The sequence below is a fragment of the Streptomyces sp. NPDC046122 genome (assembly GCF_056429965.1).
On record NZ_JBWKLQ010000004.1, the window covers coordinates 158,977 to 179,070 of the forward strand.

At 71.8% G+C, this 20,094-nt stretch carries 24 protein-coding genes; 12 read left to right on the forward strand and 12 right to left on the reverse strand.

Going from position 1 to position 20,094, the window contains the following annotated elements; genetic code table 11:
* Positions 1–32 precede the first annotated feature (32 nt).
* The 3 genes from AC07FK_RS13815 (at position 33) to AC07FK_RS13825 (ending at position 3,536) form a co-directional block, all read left to right on the forward strand.
* Positions 33–1,328 (forward strand): serine hydroxymethyltransferase, encoded by a 1,296-nt coding sequence (locus AC07FK_RS13815; RefSeq protein WP_479105082.1) that lies wholly within the window; start codon positions 33–35, stop codon positions 1,326–1,328.
* A 473-nt stretch (positions 1,329–1,801) separates the two neighbouring features.
* Positions 1,802–2,815, forward strand: a complete 1,014-nt coding sequence (trpS, locus tag AC07FK_RS13820) for a tryptophan--tRNA ligase (protein WP_479105083.1) — start codon at positions 1,802–1,804, stop codon at positions 2,813–2,815.
* 127 nt (positions 2,816–2,942) lie between these two features.
* Positions 2,943–3,536 carry a 2'-5' RNA ligase family protein gene (locus AC07FK_RS13825; RefSeq protein ID WP_479105084.1) on the forward strand — a complete coding sequence of 198 codons (594 nt, stop codon included), beginning with the start codon at positions 2,943–2,945 and terminating at the stop codon, positions 3,534–3,536.
* Positions 3,537–3,552: 16 nt separating this feature from the next.
* Here AC07FK_RS13825 and AC07FK_RS13830 read toward each other — a convergent pair whose 3' ends face one another.
* The gene (locus AC07FK_RS13830) at positions 3,553–4,308 is read right to left on the reverse strand and encodes a decaprenylphospho-beta-D-erythro-pentofuranosid-2-ulose 2-reductase (protein WP_479105085.1); all 756 of its coding nucleotides are present in this window, start codon (positions 4,306–4,308) and stop codon (positions 3,553–3,555) included.
* Positions 4,309–4,351: 43 nt separating this feature from the next.
* Positions 4,352–5,719: an FAD-binding oxidoreductase gene (locus AC07FK_RS13835; RefSeq protein WP_479105086.1), complete on the reverse strand. Its 1,368-nt coding sequence runs from the start codon at positions 5,717–5,719 to the stop codon at positions 4,352–4,354.
* A gap of 183 nt (positions 5,720–5,902) precedes the next feature.
* On the opposite strand from AC07FK_RS13835, the gene AC07FK_RS13840 reads away from it, so the two are divergent.
* The 4 genes from AC07FK_RS13840 to AC07FK_RS13855 are packed head-to-tail and all read left to right on the forward strand — an operon-like array spanning position 5,903 to position 9,183.
* Positions 5,903–6,586 carry a phosphatase PAP2 family protein gene (locus AC07FK_RS13840; protein ID WP_479105087.1) on the forward strand — a complete coding sequence of 228 codons (684 nt, stop codon included), beginning with the start codon at positions 5,903–5,905 and terminating at the stop codon, positions 6,584–6,586.
* On the forward strand, positions 6,579–7,658 hold the full coding sequence (locus tag AC07FK_RS13845; RefSeq protein ID WP_479105088.1) for a decaprenyl-phosphate phosphoribosyltransferase: 1,080 nt from the start codon (positions 6,579–6,581) through the stop codon (positions 7,656–7,658). Before AC07FK_RS13840 ends, AC07FK_RS13845 begins: the two co-directional genes overlap by 8 nt.
* Positions 7,659–7,675: 17 nt before the next feature.
* Complete coding sequence (locus AC07FK_RS13850) at positions 7,676–8,119, forward strand: GtrA family protein (protein ID WP_479105089.1); 444 nt, start codon at positions 7,676–7,678, stop codon at positions 8,117–8,119.
* On the forward strand, positions 8,107–9,183 hold the full coding sequence (locus tag AC07FK_RS13855) for a YihY/virulence factor BrkB family protein (protein WP_479105090.1): 1,077 nt from the start codon (positions 8,107–8,109) through the stop codon (positions 9,181–9,183). Before AC07FK_RS13850 ends, AC07FK_RS13855 begins: the two co-directional genes overlap by 13 nt.
* On the opposite strand, the gene AC07FK_RS13860 is transcribed toward AC07FK_RS13855, so the two are convergent.
* The gene (locus AC07FK_RS13860) at positions 9,134–10,450 is read right to left on the reverse strand and encodes a D-alanyl-D-alanine carboxypeptidase family protein (RefSeq protein WP_479105091.1); all 1,317 of its coding nucleotides are present in this window, start codon (positions 10,448–10,450) and stop codon (positions 9,134–9,136) included. The genes AC07FK_RS13855 and AC07FK_RS13860 overlap by 50 nt on opposite strands.
* Positions 10,451–10,559: 109 nt before the next feature.
* Here AC07FK_RS13860 and AC07FK_RS13865 point away from each other — a divergent pair, with 109 nt between their 5' ends.
* Both AC07FK_RS13865 and AC07FK_RS13870 read left to right on the forward strand, forming a co-directional pair.
* Complete coding sequence (locus tag AC07FK_RS13865; protein ID WP_138898446.1) at positions 10,560–10,811, forward strand: SCO4848 family membrane protein; 252 nt, start codon at positions 10,560–10,562, stop codon at positions 10,809–10,811.
* 2 nt (positions 10,812–10,813) lie between these two features.
* The gene (locus AC07FK_RS13870) at positions 10,814–12,256 is read left to right on the forward strand and encodes a metallophosphoesterase (RefSeq protein ID WP_479105092.1); all 1,443 of its coding nucleotides are present in this window, start codon (positions 10,814–10,816) and stop codon (positions 12,254–12,256) included.
* A 43-nt stretch (positions 12,257–12,299) separates the two neighbouring features.
* Here AC07FK_RS13870 and AC07FK_RS13875 read toward each other — a convergent pair whose 3' ends face one another.
* Genes AC07FK_RS13875 through AC07FK_RS13885 form a run of 3 tightly spaced genes read right to left on the reverse strand, consistent with a single transcriptional unit; the run spans position 12,300 to position 13,851 of the window.
* On the reverse strand, positions 12,300–13,004 hold the full coding sequence (locus tag AC07FK_RS13875) for a TetR/AcrR family transcriptional regulator (protein ID WP_479105093.1): 705 nt from the start codon (positions 13,002–13,004) through the stop codon (positions 12,300–12,302).
* Between the two features lie 11 nt (positions 13,005–13,015).
* On the reverse strand, positions 13,016–13,435 hold the full coding sequence (locus AC07FK_RS13880; protein ID WP_479105094.1) for a thiol-disulfide oxidoreductase DCC family protein: 420 nt from the start codon (positions 13,433–13,435) through the stop codon (positions 13,016–13,018).
* Positions 13,436–13,440: 5 nt separating this feature from the next.
* Positions 13,441–13,851, reverse strand: coding sequence for a hypothetical protein (locus AC07FK_RS13885; protein WP_479105095.1), 411 nt, complete (start codon positions 13,849–13,851; stop codon positions 13,441–13,443).
* 163 nt (positions 13,852–14,014) lie between these two features.
* Between AC07FK_RS13885 and AC07FK_RS13890 the strand changes: the two genes are divergently transcribed.
* The 3 genes from AC07FK_RS13890 to AC07FK_RS13900 all read left to right on the forward strand — a co-directional run bounded on the left by AC07FK_RS13890 (position 14,015) and on the right by AC07FK_RS13900 (position 15,216).
* On the forward strand, positions 14,015–14,503 hold the full coding sequence (locus AC07FK_RS13890) for a MarR family winged helix-turn-helix transcriptional regulator (RefSeq protein WP_479105096.1): 489 nt from the start codon (positions 14,015–14,017) through the stop codon (positions 14,501–14,503).
* A gap of 115 nt (positions 14,504–14,618) precedes the next feature.
* A complete protein-coding gene (locus tag AC07FK_RS13895) occupies positions 14,619–14,762 on the forward strand; it encodes a hypothetical protein (RefSeq protein WP_479105097.1) in 144 nt (47 codons plus the stop codon).
* A gap of 28 nt (positions 14,763–14,790) precedes the next feature.
* Positions 14,791–15,216: a pyridoxamine 5'-phosphate oxidase family protein gene (locus AC07FK_RS13900; RefSeq protein ID WP_479105098.1), complete on the forward strand. Its 426-nt coding sequence runs from the start codon at positions 14,791–14,793 to the stop codon at positions 15,214–15,216.
* A gap of 49 nt (positions 15,217–15,265) precedes the next feature.
* On the opposite strand, the gene AC07FK_RS13905 is transcribed toward AC07FK_RS13900, so the two are convergent.
* From AC07FK_RS13905 to AC07FK_RS13930, 6 genes are all read right to left on the reverse strand, one after another.
* A complete protein-coding gene (locus AC07FK_RS13905; protein ID WP_479105099.1) occupies positions 15,266–15,778 on the reverse strand; it encodes a hypothetical protein in 513 nt (170 codons plus the stop codon).
* A 120-nt stretch (positions 15,779–15,898) separates the two neighbouring features.
* The gene (locus AC07FK_RS13910) at positions 15,899–16,666 is read right to left on the reverse strand and encodes a succinate dehydrogenase iron-sulfur subunit (protein WP_479105100.1); all 768 of its coding nucleotides are present in this window, start codon (positions 16,664–16,666) and stop codon (positions 15,899–15,901) included.
* Positions 16,666–18,420 (reverse strand): succinate dehydrogenase flavoprotein subunit, encoded by a 1,755-nt coding sequence (gene sdhA, locus AC07FK_RS13915; RefSeq protein ID WP_479105101.1) that lies wholly within the window; start codon positions 18,418–18,420, stop codon positions 16,666–16,668. The genes AC07FK_RS13910 and sdhA overlap by 1 nt, the downstream gene beginning before the upstream one ends.
* Before the next feature lie 24 nt (positions 18,421–18,444).
* On the reverse strand, positions 18,445–18,921 hold the full coding sequence (locus AC07FK_RS13920; RefSeq protein ID WP_479105102.1) for a succinate dehydrogenase hydrophobic membrane anchor subunit: 477 nt from the start codon (positions 18,919–18,921) through the stop codon (positions 18,445–18,447).
* A gap of 5 nt (positions 18,922–18,926) precedes the next feature.
* Positions 18,927–19,307, reverse strand: coding sequence for a succinate dehydrogenase, cytochrome b556 subunit (sdhC, locus tag AC07FK_RS13925; protein ID WP_453406478.1), 381 nt, complete (start codon positions 19,305–19,307; stop codon positions 18,927–18,929).
* Positions 19,308–19,455: 148 nt separating this feature from the next.
* Positions 19,456–20,094: a 2-oxo-4-hydroxy-4-carboxy-5-ureidoimidazoline decarboxylase gene (locus AC07FK_RS13930; RefSeq protein ID WP_479105456.1), complete on the reverse strand. Its 639-nt coding sequence runs from the start codon at positions 20,092–20,094 to the stop codon at positions 19,456–19,458.

A 20,094-nucleotide genomic window follows, 5' to 3' on the forward strand; every position in this document is an offset into this window, starting at 1 on the left:
ACCGGACACCGACCGTCGCCCCGGAGGACACGATGAATCTCCCGCTCAGCCGCCCTGCGCGGCTCCCGCTCAGCCACCCCGCCCTGTCGGCGACGGACCCCGAACTGGCGGCACTCGTCGGCGCCGAGGAACAGCTCCAGGCCGACACCCTGCGCCTGATCCCGAGCGAGAACTACGTCTCGCAGGCTGTTCTCGAAGCCTCCGGCACCGTGCTGCAGAACAAGTACAGCGAGGGCTACGCGGGCCGGCGCTACTACGAGGGCCAGCAGAACATCGACCAGGTCGAGCGGCTCGCCACCGACCGCGCCAAGGCCCTGTTCGGCGTCGAGCACGCCAACGTCCAGCCCTACTCCGGCTCGCCCGCCAACCTCGCCGTCTACCTCGCCTTCGCCGAGCCCGGCGACACCGTGATGGGCATGGCCCTGCCGATGGGCGGCCACCTCACCCACGGGTGGGGCGTCTCGGCCACCGGCAAGTGGTTCCGCGGCGTCCAGTACGGCGTACGCCAGGACACCGGGCTCATCGACTTCGACGAGGTGCGCGACCTCGCGCTCAAGGAGCGCCCGAAGCTGATCTTCTGCGGGGGCACCGCCCTCCCCCGGACCATCGACTTCGCGGCGTTCGCGGAGATCGCCCGGGAGTCCGGCGCGGTCCTGGTCGCGGACGTCGCCCACATCGCCGGACTGATCGCGGGCGGCGCGCACCCGTCACCGGTCCCGCACGCCGACGTCGTCTCCACCACCACGCACAAGACCCTGCGCGGCCCGCGCGGCGCGATGCTGATGTCCCGCGAGGAGCACGCCAAGGCCATCGACAAGGCCGTCTTCCCCGGCCTCCAGGGTGGTCCGCACAACCAGACCACGGCCGCCATCGCCGTCGCCCTGCACGAGGCGGCCCAGCCCTCCTTCCGCGACTACGCGCACGCGGTCGTCGCCAACGCCCGGGCGCTGGCGCAGGCGCTGCTCGCCCGCGGCTTCGAGCTGGTCTCCGGCGGCACCGACAACCATCTGATCCTGATGGACCTCACCCCCAAGGACGTGCCGGGCAAGGTGGCGGCCAAGGCCCTCGACCGGGCCGGCATCGTCGTCAACTACAACACCGTCCCGTACGACCCGAGGAAGCCGTTCGACCCGTCCGGCATCCGTATCGGCACGCCGTCCCTCACGTCGCGCGGACTCACCGCCGACCACATGCCGGCCGTCGCCGAGTGGATCGACCGGGGCGTCACCGCCGCCCGCACCGGCGACGAGGAGGCACTCGCCGCGATCCGCGCCGAGGTCGCGGACCTCATGGCCGCCTTCCCGGCGCCGGGCCTCGCGACGGGCTGACCGGAAGCCGCCGGCGTGCGGCTCCGGGCCCGGCGCCACAGGGCCCGGGGCCCACGTCCGCCACGCGCCGGCGAAGCGGCGGGCGGGCCGCCTCCCGGTGTGTGGCGGTCCGTCGGCCGACCCGCCGGGCCCGCTGTGTTTCTCGTCTCATTCGCGACAATCCGCAGCAACCACGGACGGAAGGCCGGACCGTCCTCGCAGCGCCCCGGCCACCCGCACGCCTCGCGGCAGGCCGCCCGCACCGCGTCCTCCCGCTCAGCCGCAGCTTGGAGGGCCACGGCGGCCCCGCGCGCGATTCCCGCGCGGGCGCGCACCGGTTCCCCGTACGCCCCGGGCCTCCCGGCCGCCCCGCGCGCGAGCACCGCGGCCGCGTCGGCGCCGGTGCGGCTGACCTCCGGGGCCGCCTCCCGCCTCCTCACCCTCTTGACGCACCGGAGAGCCGAGTTGCGTTCCACACCTGAGAGAATGAGTTCATGGCCTCTGATCGTCCTCGCGTGCTCTCCGGCATCCAGCCCACCGCAGGCTCGTTCCACCTCGGCAACTACCTTGGCGCCGTACGCCAGTGGGTCGCCCTGCAGGAATCCCACGACGCCTTCTACATGGTCGTCGACCTGCATGCGATCACGGTCCCGCAGGACCCCGCGGGGCTGCGCGCCAACACCCGGCTAGCCGCCGCCCAGCTGCTGGCCGCCGGTCTGGACCCGGACCGCTGCACGCTGTTCGTCCAGAGCCACGTGCCCGAGCACGCCCAGCTCGGCTGGGTCATGAACTGCCTCACCGGCTTCGGCGAGGCCTCCCGGATGACGCAGTTCAAGGACAAGTCCGCCAAGCAGGGCTCCGACCGCGCCACTGTCGGCCTCTTCACGTACCCGATCCTCCAGGTCGCGGACATCCTGCTCTACCAGGCCCACCAGGTCCCGGTCGGCGAGGACCAGCGCCAGCACATCGAGCTGACCCGCGACCTCGCCGAGCGCTTCAACGGCCGCTTCGGCGACACGTTCACGATCCCGGCGCCGTACATCCTCAAGGAGACGGCGAAGATCTTCGATCTCCAGGAGCCGGCGATCAAGATGAGCAAGTCGGCGTCGACGCCGAAGGGCCTCATCAACCTGCTCGACGAGCCCAAGGTGACCGCCAAGAAGATCAAGAGCGCGGTCACGGACACGGACACCGTGATCCGCTACGACGCCGTGGAGAAGCCGGGCGTCAGCAACCTCCTCACCATCTACTCCACGCTCACCGGCGAGACCGTCGACGAGCTGGAGAAGAAGTACGAGGGCAAGATGTACGGCGCGCTCAAGACGGACCTCGCCGAGGTGGTCGTGGACTTCGTCACTCCGTTCCGCACGCGCACCCAGGAATACCTGGACGACCCGGAGACGCTGGACTCGATCCTGGCCAAGGGTGCGGAGAAGGCCCGCACGGTCGCCGCCGAGACCCTCGCACAGACCTACGAGAAGGTCGGTCTGCTGCCCGCCAAGCACTGAGCACGGGACGCGGGCCGGAACTCCGGACCAAGGACTCTGGTCACAGGGCCTCCGCGCCCGCCACACTGCACACTGGCAGGACACACAGGCGCCACACAGGACGCACCGGACGACGGAGGAGAACGACGTGGGGACCGTAACGCTCGGCGTTTCGATCGCGGTCCCGGAGCCGTACGGCAGCCTGCTCCAGGAGCGGCGCGTGAGCTTCGGGGATCCCGCCGCACACGGCATCCCCACGCATGTCACCCTCCTCCCGCCGACCGAGGTCGACGCGGCGCTGCTGCCGGCCGTCGAGACGCACCTCGCGCAGGTCGCGGCGTCCGGGCGCTCCTTCCCGATGCGGCTGTCCGGCACGGGTACGTTCCGCCCGCTGTCCCCGGTCGTCTTCGTGCAGGTCGTCGAGGGCGCTGCGGCCTGCTCCTGGCTCCAGAAGCGGGTCAGGGACGCGTCCGGGCCGCTGGTGCGCGAGCTCCAGTTCCCGTACCACCCGCACGTCACGGTCGCCCACGGCATCTCCGAGGAGGGGATGGACCGGGCGTACGAGGAGCTGGCCGACTACGAGGCGCAGTGGGCGTGCGCCGGGTTCGCGCTGTACGAGCAGGGCTCCGACGGGGTGTGGCGCAAGCTCCGGGAGTACGTGTTCGGGGGCGGGGCGGCGGGCGTCGTACCGGCCCAGAACTCACCGGTCGACCAGCCCGCGGCCCCCTCGCTCCGCTCCTGACCCCGCCGGGCCGCGCTCAGACCGGCAGACGCCGGAACAGCGGCCGCGGCACGTGGCGCAGCGCCGTCATCACCGCACGCAGCGTCCCCGGCACCCACACCGTCTCCGAGCGCCGCCGCAGCCCCACCTCGATCGCCGTGGCCACCGCTTCCGGCGTGGTGGCCAGCGGGGCCTCGGGCAGGCCCGCCGTCATCTTCGAGCGGACGAATCCGGGGCGTACGACCATCACGTGCACGCCCGTGCCGTGCAGCGCGTCGCCCAGGCCCTGCGCGAAGGCGTCCAGGCCGGCCTTGCTCGACCCGTAGATGAAGTTCGCACGGCGGGCCCGCTCGCCCGCCACCGACGACAGCACGACCAGGGAGCCGTGGCCCTGGCCCTGGAGCGCCTTGGCGCACACCAGGCCGGCCGACACCGCGCCCGTGTAGTTGGTCTGCGCGACCCGGACAGCCGACAGGGGCTGCTCCTCGTCGTGCGCCTGGTCGCCGAGCACACCGAAGGCCAGCAGGACCATGTCGATGTCGCCCTCGGTGAAGACCTTGCCGAGCTTCTCCTCGTGCGCCACGGGATCCAGCGCGTCGAAGGCGACGGTACGGACCTCGGCGCCCAGCACCCGCAGCCCGGCGGCCGCCGTTTCCAGCGAGGGGGAGGGGCGGCCGGCCAGCCAGACCGTACGGGTGCGCCGGGCGATCAGGCGACGGGCCGTCGCGAGCCCGATCTCGGACGTGCCGCCGAGGACGAGCAGGGACTGGGGGGTGCCGAAGGCGTCCTTCATTGATGCGCTCCTGGGGCTGGACGGCGACGGCCGCGACCGTCGGTCAGAGGGAAAGGCGGCGGGAGAGGTCCGACGTGAAGACGCCCCCCGGATCGAGCTCCGCGCGCAGCGCCCGGAACCGGGGCAGCCGCGGATACATCGCGGCGAGCAGTTCCGGCCGCAGCCGGGAGTCCTTCGCCAGGTAGACGCGGCCGCCGGCCGTGACGACCTCCTCGTCGAGCGCGTCGAGGAACGCGCCGAGCCCCGGCAGGCCGGCCGGGATGTCCAGCGCGAGGGTCCAGCCGGCCACCGGGAAGGACAGCCAGCCCGGATCGCCGTCGCCGAACCGCTTGAGCACGGCGAGGAACGACGGGCAGCGCCGCCGCGAGATGCGGCCGACGATCCGGTGCAGGGCCTCCTCCTGCCCGTACCCGACGGCGAACTGGTACTGGACGAAGCCGCCGCGCCCGTAGATCCGGTTCCAGTGCGGGACCCCGTCCAGCGGATGGAAGAAGGCCGACAGCTTCTGCAGCTCGCCGGTCCGGGCGCGGGGGGCCCTGCGGTACCAGAGCGTGTTGAACAGCCCCACGGACGCGCGGCCGAGCAGCCCTTCCGGTACGAAGCGGGGTGCGGCCGGCAGCCTGCCCGGCCGGAACGCGAGCGGCTCCCGGCGGGCGCGCGCCGGGAGCGCGTCCAGGGGGGCGTGCTCCCCCCGGGTGAGTACGGAGCGCCCCATGGCCGCGCCGCGCGCGAGCAGGTCGATCCAGGCGACCGAGTAGCGGTAGCGGTGGTCGGTGGCGGTGAGGCGGGCCATCAGGTCGTCGAGGTCGGCGGCCCGTTCGGTGTCGACGCTCATCAACGAGGTCTGCACGGGGTGGAGTCGGACGGTCGCCGAGAGGATGACGCCGGTCAGGCCCATGCCGCCCGCCGTGGCGTCGAAGAGGTCGGTGCCGGCGGGAACGGTGCGCACCTCGCCGTCGGCGGTGAGCAGTTCGAGCGAGAGGACGTGACGGGAGAAGGACCCCGAGCCGTGGTGGTTCTTGCCGTGGATGTCGGCGCCGATCGCGCCGCCCACGGTCACGTACCGCGTCCCGGGCGTCACCGGCACGAACCAGCCGAGCGGCAGCAGGACTTCCATCAGCCGGTGCAGGCTCACGCCCGCGTCGCACTCCACGACACCGGCCCGGGCGTCGATCGCGCGGATGCGGTCGAGGCCGGTCATGTCGAGGACGGAGCCGCCCGCGTTCTGCGCCGCGTCGCCGTACGCCCGGCCGAGTCCGCGCGCGATGCCGCCACGCGCGCCGTGCGCCGCGCAGTCGAGCACCGCGGCCGCCGCCTCTTCGTACGAGCGCGGCCGGACCACGCGGGCGGCGGTGGTCGGGGCCGTGCGGCCCCAACCGGTCACTTCCACTGGGGCGGTGTCGACAGGCATGACAAGGACCGTATCGCCCCTAAACATCACTATGACGTAAATCGCCTGTTGTGCTGGGCGAACGGGTGATTGGTGGTGTGTCGAAGGCAATTAGCATGACTAGTCTGCTTAATCCGAGCAGCGTTGCCCCTTGCCTGCGCCCGGCCGACCGGCCGGGCCGCCGCTAGGGAAGAGGGGTGACAGATGCGAGAGGTTGATCGCCGTCTGCTGTCGGCCATGCGGGACTGCGGCACGGACCCACGCGTGGCGGCCGCCGCCCGGGGGCTCTCGTGGTGCGGCGAGCACGGCGCCGTGTGGATCGCGGCCGGTCTGGTCGGCGCGGGGGCCGACCACGAGCGCCGCCGCGCCTGGCTGCGGGGCACGGCGCTGATCGGTACGGCGCACCTGGCGAGCATGGCCCTCAAACTGGCCGTACGCCGCGCCCGCCCCCGACTCGCCGCGCTGGAGCCGCTGGTGAGCACCGCGGGGCGGCACTCGTTCCCCAGCTCGCACGCGGCGTCGGCCGCCGCCGCGGCGGTGGCCTTCGGGGCGCTGCGCCCCGCCGGCCGCCGGCTCGTGCCGCCGCTGGCGGCCGCGATGTGCGTGTCCCGGCTGGTGGTCGGGGTGCACTACCCGACGGATGTGGTGGCCGGCGCCCTGCTGGGCGGGATCACCGCGGGGCTCGGCGCGGCCTGGATGACGGAGCCGTCCGCCACCGCACGCGCGGCCGCCACCGCTGCCGCCGACGGCGCGAGCGCCACCGCCCGCGCCACCACCGCCCCCGCTGCCGCCGACGGCGCGAGCGCCACCGCCTCGGCGCGGGCCGCCGTCCCCGTGGGCGTGGCCCCCCGCCCGACCGTGGCCGAAGGAGGCGCCGCCCATGCCTGAGCGCAGCAGCAGTACCACCAGCACCCACAGCCCCACCCAGCACGGCCCGAGCACGCGCGGCCCCCAGACCCGCAGCACCCGACCCACCGGCGCCCGCACCGCCCCGGCCAGTCACCCCGCCACCGCCGTCATCGGCCAGCCCCGCCGCGCCGCGCCGCCGAGAGCGCCGGGACGGCGGCCGCTCAGCCTGCCCGCCGGGCTGCTGCGCACCGCGCGCCCCCGCCAGTGGGTCAAGAACGTACTGGTCCTCGCCGCACCGGTCGCCGCCGGCGAGCCGGCCTCCTCCGGTGCCGTCGCCCAACTCGCGGTCGTCTTCGCGCTGTTCACCGCCGCCGCGTCGGCCGTCTACCTGATCAACGACGCCCGCGACGCCGCCGCCGACCGCGCGCACCCGGTCAAGTGCCGCCGCCCCGTGGCCGCCGGACAGGTCCCCGTGCCCGTGGCGTACGCGGCCGGGGCGCTCCTCGCCGTCTTCGCGGCGGCCTTCGCGGCCCTGCTCTGCAACCCGATGACGGCCGCGCTCCTCACGACGTACGTCGTCATGCAGCTCGCGTACTGCGTGTGGCTGAAACACGTCCTCGTCGTGGATCTCGTCGTCGTCACGACCGGCTTCCTGATGCGCGCGATGATCGGCGGCGTCGCGCTGGACATCCCCCTCTCCCGCTGGTTCCTGATCACCGCGGGCTTCGGCGCGCTCTTCATGGTCGCCGCCAAGCGCTACTCCGAGGCCGTGCAGATGGCCGCCCGCCCGGGGAAGCGCGGCGCCACACGCGCTCTGCTCGGCGAATACACCACCGGTTACCTGCGCTTCGTCTGGCAGCTCGCGGCCGGGGTCGCCGTACTCGGGTACTGCCTGTGGGCGCTGGAGAGCGGCGGCACGGCCAACGGCAGCCTGCTGCCGTGGCGCCAGCTGTCGATGGTCCCGTTCATCCTCTCCGTGCTGCGGTACGCCGTGTTCGCGGACCGGGGGACGGCCGGAGCCCCGGAGGACGTCGTCCTGCGCGACCGGGGGCTGGCCGTCATCGGCCTGGTCTGGGTGGCGATGTACGGGCTCGCGGTGGCCGATCTGTGAAAGGGGCGACAGCGGGCGTGACCTGGGCCGAACTGCGCGCCTTCGCGCTGGCCGGCGGCTGTGCGTACGCCGTCGACCTCGCGCTGTTCGTCTGGCTGCGCGGCCCGCTCGGCCATGACCCGCTCACGGCGAAGGCGCTGTCCTTCGTCGCCGGGTGCACGGTCGCGTACGCGGGGAACGCGCTCGGCGCCTGCCGGCGGCGGACGGCGGGGGAGCCGGCGGCCGGCGTACGGGTGCGGGTGCGGCAGTACGCCGTCTTCTTCGCCGTCAACGTCGCCGGCGCGGCGGTCCAGTTGCTCTGCGTCGCCGTGTCGCACCACGGACTCGGGCTGACCTCCGTGCGCGCCGACACCTTCTCCGGAGCGGTCGTCGGCATGGCGCTCGCGACGGTGCTGCGCTTCTGGGGGACACGGACACTGGTTTTCGCCCCGCGGGGTAGACAGACGTCATGGACTGGCTGAAGAACCTCCCCGTCGTCGGCCCGTTCCTGACCCGGCTGACGTTCACGCACGCGTGGCGCACGTACGAAACGCTCGACCGCGTGCACTGGACCCGGCTGGCCGCCGCGATCACCTTCATCAGCTTCCTCGCGCTGTTCCCGCTGATCACGGTCGCCGCCGCGATCGGCGCGGCCCTGCTCTCCGACGACCGGCTGCGCCGCATGGAGAGCAAGATCGCCGAGCAGGTTCCCGGCATCTCCGGCCAGCTCGACCTCGCGTCCCTCGTGGAGAACGCGGGCACCATCGGCGTCGTCGCCGGAGCCCTGCTCCTCGTCACCGGCATCGGCTGGGTCGGATCGATGCGCGAGTGCCTGCGGGCGGTCTGGGACCTGGACGACACCGACGAGGGCAACTTCTTCCTGCGCAAGCTCAAGGACGGCGGGGTGCTGGCCGGCCTCGGCCTGATCGGGCTCTCGTCCTGGGCCGCCTCCTCGATCGGCTCGACGGCCGTCGGCTGGACCGCCGAGCGGATCGGCGTCTCCGAGAGCGGCGCGGGCGGCGTGCTGTTGCAGATCGCCGCGCTCGTCCTCGCCGTCGGGGCGGACTTCCTGATCCTGCTGTACGTCCTGACGCTGCTGCCGGGGGTGCACCCGGTGAGGCACCGGCTGATCACCGCGTCGCTCATCGGCGCGGTCGGCTTCGAGCTGCTCAAGGTGCTGCTCGGCAGTTACATGAAGGGCGTCGCGGCGAAGAGCATGTACGGCGCGTTCGGCGTCCCCGTCGCCCTGCTGCTGTGGATCAACTTCACGGCGAAGCTGCTGCTGTGCTGCGCGGCCTGGACGGCCACGCGGCACGCCGACGAGCTGGCGGCGGAGGGCGCGGAGTCCGGGGACGAGGCCCGGACGGACGGCGAGGCCCGGACCGACGAGGACCGCGAGGCCCGGACCGACGACGCGGACGACGCGGACGGCGAGGACCCCGCCGGCGGCGAGGGCAGCCCCCCGCCCCGCCGCTCCGCTCCCCCCGGCGCGCCCCCTACCGGCGCCGGCGACGGGACAGGGCGGGCAGCGGCCAGCGCCGGTTGACCAGGAGGACTCCGGTGGCCAGTACCACCAGTACGCCGCCCGCGACGGCGAGCGCGGTGCCGACGCCACCGCCCCCCGCGCCGTCGTCGTCCGCCGCGAGCTGCGTCCGCGTGTCCTCGGCGCCGGCGGTGTCACCGGTGCCCGCGCCCTTGCCGCTGCCGCCCTTGCCCTGGGCGGCCGGCGCGCCCTGCCCCGTGTCGGCCGACTTCGGCGGGACCAGTTCGCCGACCGGCGTGACCTTGCCGGACGCCTCGAAGCCCCAGTCGAGCAGGCGGGCCGCCTCCTTGTAGACGGCGCTGCCCTCACTGGCGGACGGGTTCATGACCGTCACGAGCAGCACCCGCTCGCCGCGCTGCGCGACACCCGTGAACGTCGCGCCCGCGTGGGTGGTGTTGCCGTTCTTGACGCCCGCCAGACCCTTGTACGGCTCGACGCCCCAGGCTCCCGTCAGCAGGCGGTTCGTGTTCTGGATCTCGAAGCTCTCGCGCTTCTTCCCCTTCTTCTTCTCGCCGGGGAAGGTGGCGGTCGTCGTCGAGCAGTACTCCCGGAAGTCCTTCTTCTGCATGCCGCTGCGGGCGATGAGCGTCAGGTCGTACGCGCTGCTGACCTGGCCCTTGGCGTCGTAACCGTCGGGTGAGACGACGGTGGTGTCGAGTGCCTGGAGTTCCTCGGCGTGCGCCTGCATGTCCTGGGCGGTCTTGGTCCAGCCGCCGTTCATCTCCGACAGGACGTGCACGGCGTCGTTGCCGGACCTCAGGAACACCCCCAGCCACATGTCGTGGACGGAGTACGTGTGGTCCTCCTTGATGCCGACGAGGCTGCTGCCCGCGCCGACGCCCGCCAGGTCGCTGTCCTTCACCTTGTAGACCTGCGACTTCGACAGACGGGGCAGGACCGTGTCCGCGAAGAGCATCTTCAGGGTGGACGCGGGCGGCAGCCGCCAGTGGGCGTTGTGCGCGGCGAGTACGTCGCCCGACTCCGCGTCGGCGACGATCCACGACCGGCCGCTCACCTCCTTGGGGAGGACCGGCGCGCCCTGACCGAGACGCACCTGCGTGCCGGGCAGGCCGAGTTGGGCCCCGCCGACCGTCGACATCGACGCGGGCGGCTGCGGCTGCTTGGCGCCCGGCTTGTCGTCCGCGACGGCCGCCTGCGCGGGAAGTGCGGTGAGTGCGGGCAGCAGCGCGGCGGAGAGGACCGTCAGCGCGGTCCTTTTGACGGCAGACACGAACGTGAACGTACAGGGCGTGTCTGTGGTTGTGGACATGGCGGCGGTGAACCGCCGTGAGCCGGGCCGGGTCGGCCCAGCAGGGGCGCCGGCCCCCCGGCCCGCACCCCGGCAGTGGGCCCCGGGGGCCGGCGGCGATACTGGCTCCATGAAGCTCAGCCGCTCCGTCTCCTGGTTCCTGCTCGCCTTCGGGGTGTGGAGCTGGTTCATCTGGGTCACTTTCGTTAAAAATCTGTGGAAGGACGGCAGCGGGCTCGCCTTCGACGACGCGGGTGACCCGACTGCGTACTTCTGGGTGCATCTGCTGCTTGCCGTCACGTCCTTTCTTCTGGGGACGGCGGTTGGGGTGATCGGGTTCCGTGGTGTGCGGGCCCTGCGACGTGAGCGGAGCCAGGGATAACAGTGGTCGTCGTCTTCGTTCTCATCGCGCTTTCGGTCCTCGGCCTGCTCGCCGGGGCCCACTGGTACGTGTGGCGCCGGCTGGTCCGCGACACGACCCTGCCGGGCGGCGCCGCCCGGCGGGCGGGGACCGTCGCGGCCGTCGTGCTGCCGCTGCTGTCCGTCGGGACGATCGTCGCGTCGCAGGCGCGTGCGCCGTTCCGGGTGCAGCAGGTGCTGGCGTGGCCCGGGTACCTGTGGCTGGCGGTGCTGCTGTACCTGGTGATGGCCCTGGTGGTCGGCGAGGCGGTACGGCCGCTGCTGCGCCGGGTGCTGGGCCGCCGGGACTCCGCGGTGCGCGGCGGCGGGACGCCCCCCGCCGGGCCCGTTCCCGGGACGCCGGAGCCCGGCCCGGCCGCCGGCACCGGCCCGAACCCGCCGACGCGCGCCACCGCCGACGCGTCGTCCGCGCCCGCTGCCGTTGCCGCTTCTACGTCCGCGTCCGTCTCCGCGTCCGTCTCCGCGTCCGCCCCCGCCGCCGGCGGCACGGACACCGTGACGGAACCCGCACCGCCCGCGCCCCCCGTGGTCACGCCCGCGGTCGCGTCCGACGGGCCCGCCGGATCCACCGCCTCCGGGGACTTCTCGCGGCGGTTGTTCGTCTCGCGGGTGGTCGGCGCGGGTGCGGCCGTGGCCGCGCTGGGGACCGTGGGGTACGGAACGTACGGAGTGCTGCGCGGGCCCCGGCTGAAGCGGGTCCGGGTGCCGCTGGCGAAACTGCCGCGCGGCGCGCACGGGTTCCGCATCGCCGTCGTCAGCGACGTCCACCTCGGGCCGATCCTCGGACGCGCGCACACCCAGCGGATCGTCGACACGATCAACTCCGCCCAGCCCGACCTGGTCGCGGTCGTCGGCGACCTGGTCGACGGGAGCGTGGCCGACCTCGGCCACGCCGCCGAACCGCTGGCGCGGATCAAGGCCCGGCACGGAGCGTTCTTCGTGACCGGCAACCACGAGTACTTCTCCGGCGCCGAGCAGTGGGTCGACCACGTGCGCGAGCTGGGACTGAAGCCGCTGGAGAACGACCGCGTCGAGATCGCCGGCTTCGACCTCGCCGGGGTCAACGACGTGGCGGGCGAGCGGGAGGGCCAGGGCCCCGACTTCGTACGGGCGCTGGGCGACCGGGACCGGTCCCGCGCGTCCGTTCTGCTCGCGCACCAGCCGATCGTCATCCACGACGCCGTACGCCACGGGGTCGACCTGCAGCTGTCCGGTCACACCCACGGCGGCCAGCTCTGGCCCGGCAACTACATCGCCGCCCAGGCGAACCCGACGGTCGCCGGGCTCGAGCGGTACGGCGACACGCAGCTGTACGTCTCGCGGGGCGCGGGCGCGTGGGGCCCGCCGGTCCGGGTGGGCGCCGAGTCCGACATCACCGTGGTGGAACTGGAGTCCCGCCAGGCGTAGCCGGGGTCCGGCCCCCGCCGGGGAGCCGGACCGGGCGGCGGTCTCAGCCCTTGGCGCGGGCGGCCGCCGCCTCGGCCATGCCCGGCAGGAAGTCCGTGAACAGCTCGTGCACCTCGCGGACGAGCGGACGCAGCACCCGGAAGCGGGCGAGCGCGACCCCGCGTGTGGTGAGGCGGGCGCCGCGTTCGGCGAGGCGGTGGCTGCGGTCCCGGTCCTCGGAACGGTCGAAGACCCAGTACAAAACCAGTCCCATCTGGGAGAGCCACATCAACTCGGGGAGTATGTCCCGCAGTTCCTCGGGCACCTTGGCCCTGGAGCCGGCGAGCACCTCCCGGTGGACGGCGATGGCGGCCTCGCGGGCGTGCTCCGACTCGGGGGAGAAGGGGCTCAGCGGGCTCTCGGGGTCCGCCGCGTTCTTGAAGAACTGGGCCGCGAACTCGTGGTACGGCGCCGCGATGTCCAGCCACGCCTTCAGCACCCCGGCCAGCCGCACCTCCAGGTCGGTCTCCCGGTCCAGTACGGGACGGACCGCCGCCTGGTGCTCGGCGGCGATCCGGTCGTAGAAGCCCTGGACCAGGTGTTCCTTGGAACCGAAGTAGTAGTACGCGTTGCCTGTGGAGACCCCCGCCTCCTTGGCGATGGCCCGCATGGTCGTCTTGTCGTAACCGCGGTCCTGGAAGAGCCGGAGGGCGGTTTCGAGGATGAGCGTGCGGGTCTGCTCGCTCTTGGGGGCCTTGTCTTCAGTCACGGTGTCCGAGCCTAACCGGGTACGGCGCACCGGTCGTCGCAGGGCACCGGCACACCCGCTCCCGGCGCACCGGCCGTCGTCACCTGCCGGTACTTGGCCGCCGCGAGCATCGTCACCCGTACGAAGGGGGCACCCGCCGGGGTGGCGAGCCAGTTCGCCTTGGAGCGGTGTTCGGCCAGTGCCCAGAGGCAGACCACCCAGGCGGCGGGTCCGCCGTAGATCTGGCCCTTGTCGCCGATGACCGTGATCTCCCGCAGGGTGCGCTCGTGGTCGAGGCGGGGGTACCTGCGCCGCGCCTCGACCGAGCCGGCGGGCACGAGGTCCAGCGGTACGAGCTGACGCTGGCGCAGCAGCCAGTTCCGCAGGTGGACGCAGAGGGAGCACTGGGCGTCGTACAGCACGGTCAGTCTGCTGACCGGGAGCCCGCTCATCGCGCTCACGCCCCGGCGGCGGCGGTGGTGGTCCAGCCCTGCGGCGGGACCGGCGGGAGCTGCTCGCGCTCCATGACGGAGCGCCGCCGGATCTTGTTGAGGACCCAGACGTTGCCGAGGTGCATGACGCCGAGGACGAGCAGGACCACGCCGATCTTCACCGAGAGCGCCTCGAAGAGTCCCCGGGCGTTCTCGACGGTCTCCGCCGCCTTGAGGTACAGGGTGACGAAGCCGAGGTTGACGAGGTAGAAGCCGACCACCAGCAGGTGGTTGACGGCGTCGGCGAGCTTCTCGTCACCGCGCACGACGCTGGCGATGAAGATGCGTCCGTTGCGGCTGAGGGTGCGCGCGACCCAGACGGTGAGCCCGACGCTGATCAGCAGGTAAACGGCGTACGCGACAACAGTGAGGTCCATACCCCACCCCTTCTTGAACGTGTTCAAAAGGCTGGCAGGAATGAATCTAGACCTCTTTTTGAACATGTTCAAGGCGACTGTCGCCCGCTGCGAAGCGGGGCTTGGCGAGGGGATCCGCCTCTTTTGGATAATCCGCAACGGATCGAATTGTTACGCTGGCTGCATGACCGCCATGACGCCCGCCCGCACGGAACCCGACCTGTCCTTCCTCCTCGACCACACCAGTCATGTGCTGCGCACCCGGATGTCGGCCGCGCTCGCCGAGATCGGCCTGACGGCCCGTATGCACTGCGTCCTCGTGCACGCGCTCGAAGAGGAACGCACGCAGATCCAGCTCGCCGAGATCGGCGACATGGACAAGACCACGATGGTGGTGACGGTGGACGCGCTGGAGAAGGCGGGCCTCGCCGAGCGCCGCCCCTCCAGCACGGACCGGCGGGCGCGGATCATCGCCGTCACGGAAGAGGGTGCCCGCGTGGCCGTCCGCAGCCAGGAGATCGTCGACCGCGTGCACGAGGAGGCCCTGGCGGCACTCCCCGACGCCGACCGGGAGGTGCTGCTGCGCGCCCTCGAGCGACTGGCCGGCGACGGTCTGGCCGTCCCCGCAGACCTCCCGCGTCCGGCTCGCCGCGCGCGCCAGTCCCGGAAGTGAAGGCTGAGCGGTACCGAAAGAAATAGTCTTTAACGAAACAATCTGCTACGGTCTCACTCGTCGTCCGACGGACAGGAGAGACCGCCACCGAAAGCCTCGTGGCCGACGGTGCGCGGTGGGCGCCGGTCTCCTGGGCGCCGCCTTCGCCGTCGCCGCCACGATGCTGCGCGGCCCCGCCCGCCCCGAGCCGGCCGGCCGGGGCGACAGCGCCTCCCGGGGCGGCGGCGCACCCAAGGCCCCTCGCGGCGTTACTGTCTGACAGACCATCACACGAAAGGCCGCTCCCGATGAACGCGAACGCTCCCACGAAGAACGACGGTGTGCCGCCCCGGGCGCTCACGGACGACGAACTGACCGCCCTGCTGCGGCAGCAGCAGTTCGGCGTGCTCGCGAGCGTCAGGAGCACGGGCCACCCGCACCTGTCCACCGTGCTCTACTCCTGGGACGCCGAGCAGCGGGTCCTGAGCGTCTCGTCCACCGCCGCCCGCCTCAAGGTGCGCCAGCTGCGCCGCGACCCGCACGCGTCGCTGCACGTCAGCGGCCCGGACGTATGGTCCTTCGCGGTCGCCGAGGGCAAGGCGGAGATCATCGACCCGGCGGGCGAGTCCGCCGCCGCGTCCCAGGAGCAGCCGGACCCCGACCGCCGCGTGGAGATCCGCATCCGGGTCTCCCGCCTCTACGGAGCCGCGCTCGACATGCCGGCCGGGAGCTGACGCCCCGGCGCGTACGCCGAGGGCGTCGCGGCAGTGCGCCGTGCGCGCCTCAGGCGCTCAGCGAGCGGGCGTAGTTGACCTGGCCCATGACCAGGGGGAAGGTGTGCGGACCGAGGGCCGGGACGACCGTGGAGTGGTGACGGCCGCCGCTGGTGACCGTGACCTGGATCCAGCCGGTCGTCACCTTCTCCCGCATCAGCAGGAACAGCAGACCGAGCAGGCAGAACACCAAGAACACGACGGCGAGGACGACCGCGACCGCCGGCATCCGCTCCTCGGTCCGGGACATGTCCGTCACCGTCCACACCGCGCCCTTGAGCGGCATCGTGCCGGACGGCGTGACGACGGAGTCGGGCAGGACGGTGATGTCCCCGAGCCACATGAGCGGAGCCGGCGCGAAGCCCCCGGGCACCGGCGCCCCCGGAAGCGCCGGCTGATACTGCGGCGGCCCGCCGGGGCCGGGCGCGGGGCCGGGGTAGCCGTAGCCGGGGACCGGGCCCCACTGGTAGTCGCCCCGCGGATCGCCGTCCGCCGCGTACGGGTTCGGATTCTGATCGCTCATGCTTCCCGGTGCTCCCCTCGGCGCGCCTGCAATGTCCTGATAGTGGCACATGACGGCGAAAGGCCCCGGCCTCCGGTGAGAACCGGGGGCCGGGGCCTTTCGTACGTACAGCCGGAAGGGCTAGAAGCGACGCGTGATCAGCGCGCGCTTCACCTCCTGGATGGCCTTGGTGACCTCGATACCGCGCGGGCAGGCGTCCGTGCAGTTGAACGTCGTGCGGCAACGCCACACGCCGTCCTTGTCGTTCAGGATCTCCAGGCGCTGCTCGCCGCCCTCGTCGCGCGAGTCGAAGATGAAGCGGTGCGCGTTGACGATCGCCGCCGGGCCGAAGTACTGGCCGTCGTTCCAGAACACCGGACACGACGACGTGCACGCGGCGCACAGGATGCACTTGGTGGTGTCGTCGAAGCGCTCACGGTCCTCGGCGGACTGCAGACGCTCGCGCGTCGGCTCGTTGCCCTTCGTGATGAGGAAGGGCATGACGTCGCGGTACGCCTGGAAGAACGGGTCCATGTCGACCACGAGGTCCTTGAGGACCGTGAGGCCCTTTATGGCCTCGATCGTGATCGGCTTCTCCGGGTTGATGTCCTTGATCAGCGTCTTGCAGGCGAGCCTGTTCTTGCCGTTGATCCGCATGGCGTCGGAGCCGCAGATGCCGTGCGCGCACGAGCGGCGGAAGGTCAGCGTGCCGTCGGTCTCCCACTTGATCTTGTGGAGACCGTCGAGCACGCGCTCCTTCGGGTCGATCTCGATCCGGAAGTCCTGCCACTCGGCCTCGGCGGAGATCTCCGGGTTGTAGCGGCGGATCCGGAACGTGACGGTGATGTACGGAGAGGGGACGGCCGCGGGCTTCGCGTCGTCGACCTTTTCCAGAGTCGGGGTAGCCATCAGTACTTACGCTCCATCGGCTGGTAGCGGGTCTGGACGACCGGCTTGTAGTCGAGACGGATCGACTCGGTGCCGTCGTCGCCGACCTCGCGGTACGCCATGGTGTGGCGCATGAAGTTGACGTCGTCGCGGTTCGGGAAGTCCTCGCGGTAGTGCCCGCCGCGGGACTCCTTGCGCGCCAGGGCGGACACGGCCATGACCTCGGCCAGGTCGAGCAGGTTGCCCAGCTCGATGGCCTCGAGGAGATCGGTGTTGAACCGCTTGCCCTTGTCCTGGATGGACACGTTCAGGTAGCGCTCGCGCAGCTCGCCGATCTTCTCGACCGCGGTCTTGATCGTCTGCTCGGTGCGGAACACCATCACGTTGGCGTCCATCGTCTCCTGCAGCTCACGGCGCAGGTCGTGGACCCGCTCGGTGCCGGTGGAGTTGCGCAGGCGCTCGACCTGCGCGACGACGAGCGACGCAGGGTCTTCGGGCAGCTCGACGTAGTCGGCCGTCGCGCTGTACTCCGCCGCGGCGATGCCGGCGCGCTTGCCGAAGACGTTGATGTCGAGCAGCGAGTTGGTGCCCAGGCGGTTCGCGCCGTGCACCGAGACGCAGGCGACCTCACCGGCGGCGTACAGACCCGGAACGACCGTGGTGTTGTCCGCGAGGACCTCACCCCTGACGTTCGTCGGGATGCCGCCCATGGCGTAGTGCGCGGTCGGCTGGATCGGGATCGGGTCCGTGTACGGCTCGATGCCCAGGTACGTACGAGCGAACTCGGTGATGTCCGGGAGCTTGGCGTCGAGCTGCTCCGGCGGCAGGTGCGTGAGGTCGAGGAAGACGTGGTCGCCCTCGGGACCGCAGCCGCGGCCCTCACGGATCTCCGTGTAGATGGAGCGCGAGACGACGTCACGGGACGCGAGGTCCTTCATGACCGGCGCGTACTTCTCCATGAAGCGCTCGCCGTCCTTGTTGCGGAGGATGCCGCCCTCACCGCGGGCGCCCTCCGTCAGCAGGATGCCCATGCGCCAGATGCCCGTCGGGTGGAACTGGAAGAACTCCATGTCCTCCAGCGGCAGCCCGCGGCGGTACGCCGCGGCCTGGCCGTCACCGGTCAGGGTGTGGGCGTTCGACGTCACCTTGAAGAACTTGCCGGTGCCGCCGGAGGCGAAGATGACGGCCTTCGCCTGGAAGACGTGGATCTCGCCGGTCGCCAGCTCGTACGCGACGACGCCCGCGGACCTGCGGACCCCGTCGACCTCCTGCATGAGCAGGTCCAGGACGTAGAACTCGTTGAAGAACTCCACACCCTCCTTGACGCAGTTCTGGTACAGCGTCTGGAGGATCATGTGGCCGGTGCGGTCCGACGCGTAGCAGGACCGGCGGACCGGGGCCTCACCGTGGTTGCGGGAGTGGCCGCCGAAGCGCCGCTGGTCGATGGTGCCGTCCGGCGTGCGGTTGAACGGCAGGCCCATCTTCTCCAGGTCGAGGACCGAGTCGATGGCCTCCTTCGCCAGGATCTCGGCGGCGTCCTGGTCGACCAGGTAGTCGCCGCCCTTGATCGTGTCGAAGGTGTGCCACTCCCAGTTGTCTTCCTCCACGTTCGCCAGCGCGGCGGCCATGCCGCCCTGCGCGGCGCCCGTGTGGGACCGGGTGGGGTACAGCTTCGTCAGCACGGCGGTGCGGCTGCGCTTCGTCGACTCGATGGCCGCGCGCATGCCCGCGCCGCCGGCGCCGACGATGACGGTGTCGTACTTGTGAATCTTCATGGGTGGATTACCTCAGCCCCGGGCCTAGCGGATGTTCGGGTCGAAGGTGAAGATCACCAGCGTGCCCAGAAGGACGGTGAACACCGTGGCGGTGTACAGCAGGTTCTTCAGCCAGAAGCGGGTGGTGGGCCGCTCCGCGTAGTCGTTGATGACGGTACGCAGGCCGTTGGCGCCGTGCAGCATCGCCAGCCACAGCATGACGAGGTCCCAGGTCTGCCAGAACGGCGAGGCCCAGCGGCCGGCCACGAAGGCGAAGCCGATCTTGGACACGCCGCCGTCCAGCACGAGCTGGATCAGCAGGTGGCCGAGGACCAGGACGACCAGCACGATGCCGGACAGCCGCATGAACAGCCAGCCGTACAGCTCGAAGTTGGTGCGCGTCGACCTGGGGGTCTTCTTGGTGCGCTTGCGGGGCGGCTCGATGAGCGGAGCCGGGTTGTCCACGTCGTAGAGGCTTTCGCCCTCGACGGGACCGACAGCGGAAGTGGTGGTCTCGGACATGTGCGTCAGCTCCCGAAGACTTCGCGTGCGGCGTGGCCGAGCACGGGGTACAGGGCGCCTGCCATCAGCACGATCCAGACGGCCATGACGGCCCAGAGCATCTGCTTCTGGTACCGCGTGCCCTTCGTCCAGAAGTCCACGGCGATGACACGGAGACCGTTCAGCGCGTGGAAGAGGATGGCGGCGACAAGGCCGTACTCGAGCAGTGCGACGAGCGGGGTCTTGTAGGTGGCCACGACATCGTCGTACGCCTCGGGAGAGACGCGGACGAGAGCGGTGTCGAGGACATGCACGAACAGGAAGAAGAAAATGAGGACGCCGGTGACTCGATGAGCCACCCAGGACCACATACCTTCCCGGCCGCGATACAGCGTTCCAGCCGGCACGGAAAAACCCTCCGGGAGCGGGGATCAGGGCCATGCCGGCTTCTCTGTCGGTCTGGCCCGGCCGGGTACGGTCCACCGGCCCCGGCCATCGTAGCGACGAGTTGTCGGTTCGCTCGCGCGGGGTCCACACGTGTGATCAAAGTGGCACTCAAACGGGCACGGACGGGCTATCGGGCCGGTCCGTGCAGCCGCCGTGACCTGGAGAATCCGTTTTTGTCAGACAAACGTCCGCTTTCTGTGGATCGGAAACGAGACGGGCGAGCCGTCCCCGGGCGAGTCCCCGCAGCTCGTCGGCGGCGACCGCCCGCTCCTCGTCCGGCTCGTTGCCCAGCCGGGATCTGATCCCGGCGAGCACCTGGTCGAGCCGTTCCTCGGGCCGGAAGCCGTCGAGGCAGATGACGAAGGCGTGGCCGAAGCTGCTCTCGTACGCCGCGTGGGCGGCGCGCAGCGCGGTGTGCGCGACGGCGGGCGCGCCCGCGCGCGGGCCGGCGGAGGACTCGCCGCTCAGCGCCTCGGCGATCTCCTCGTGCGACAGGTCGTACGACGCCTCGTCGGCCGCCGCCAGCAGCGCGCCGAGATCCGGGTACGGGCGGTGCGCGGCGACGCGGCGGCCCCAGCGCGGGCTGGCGCAGCAGGTGAGCAGGGCGGCCTCGGCGGCGTCGGCGGACGCGGCGTTGAACCGGTCGAGCCCGGCCGCGGCGGCGGGGTCGGGTTCCGGTGGGCCGGCGGGGGCGGGTCCGCGGTTCTGTGCGGGTAAGGCCGTACGTCCCGGCGATGCGCTGGACAG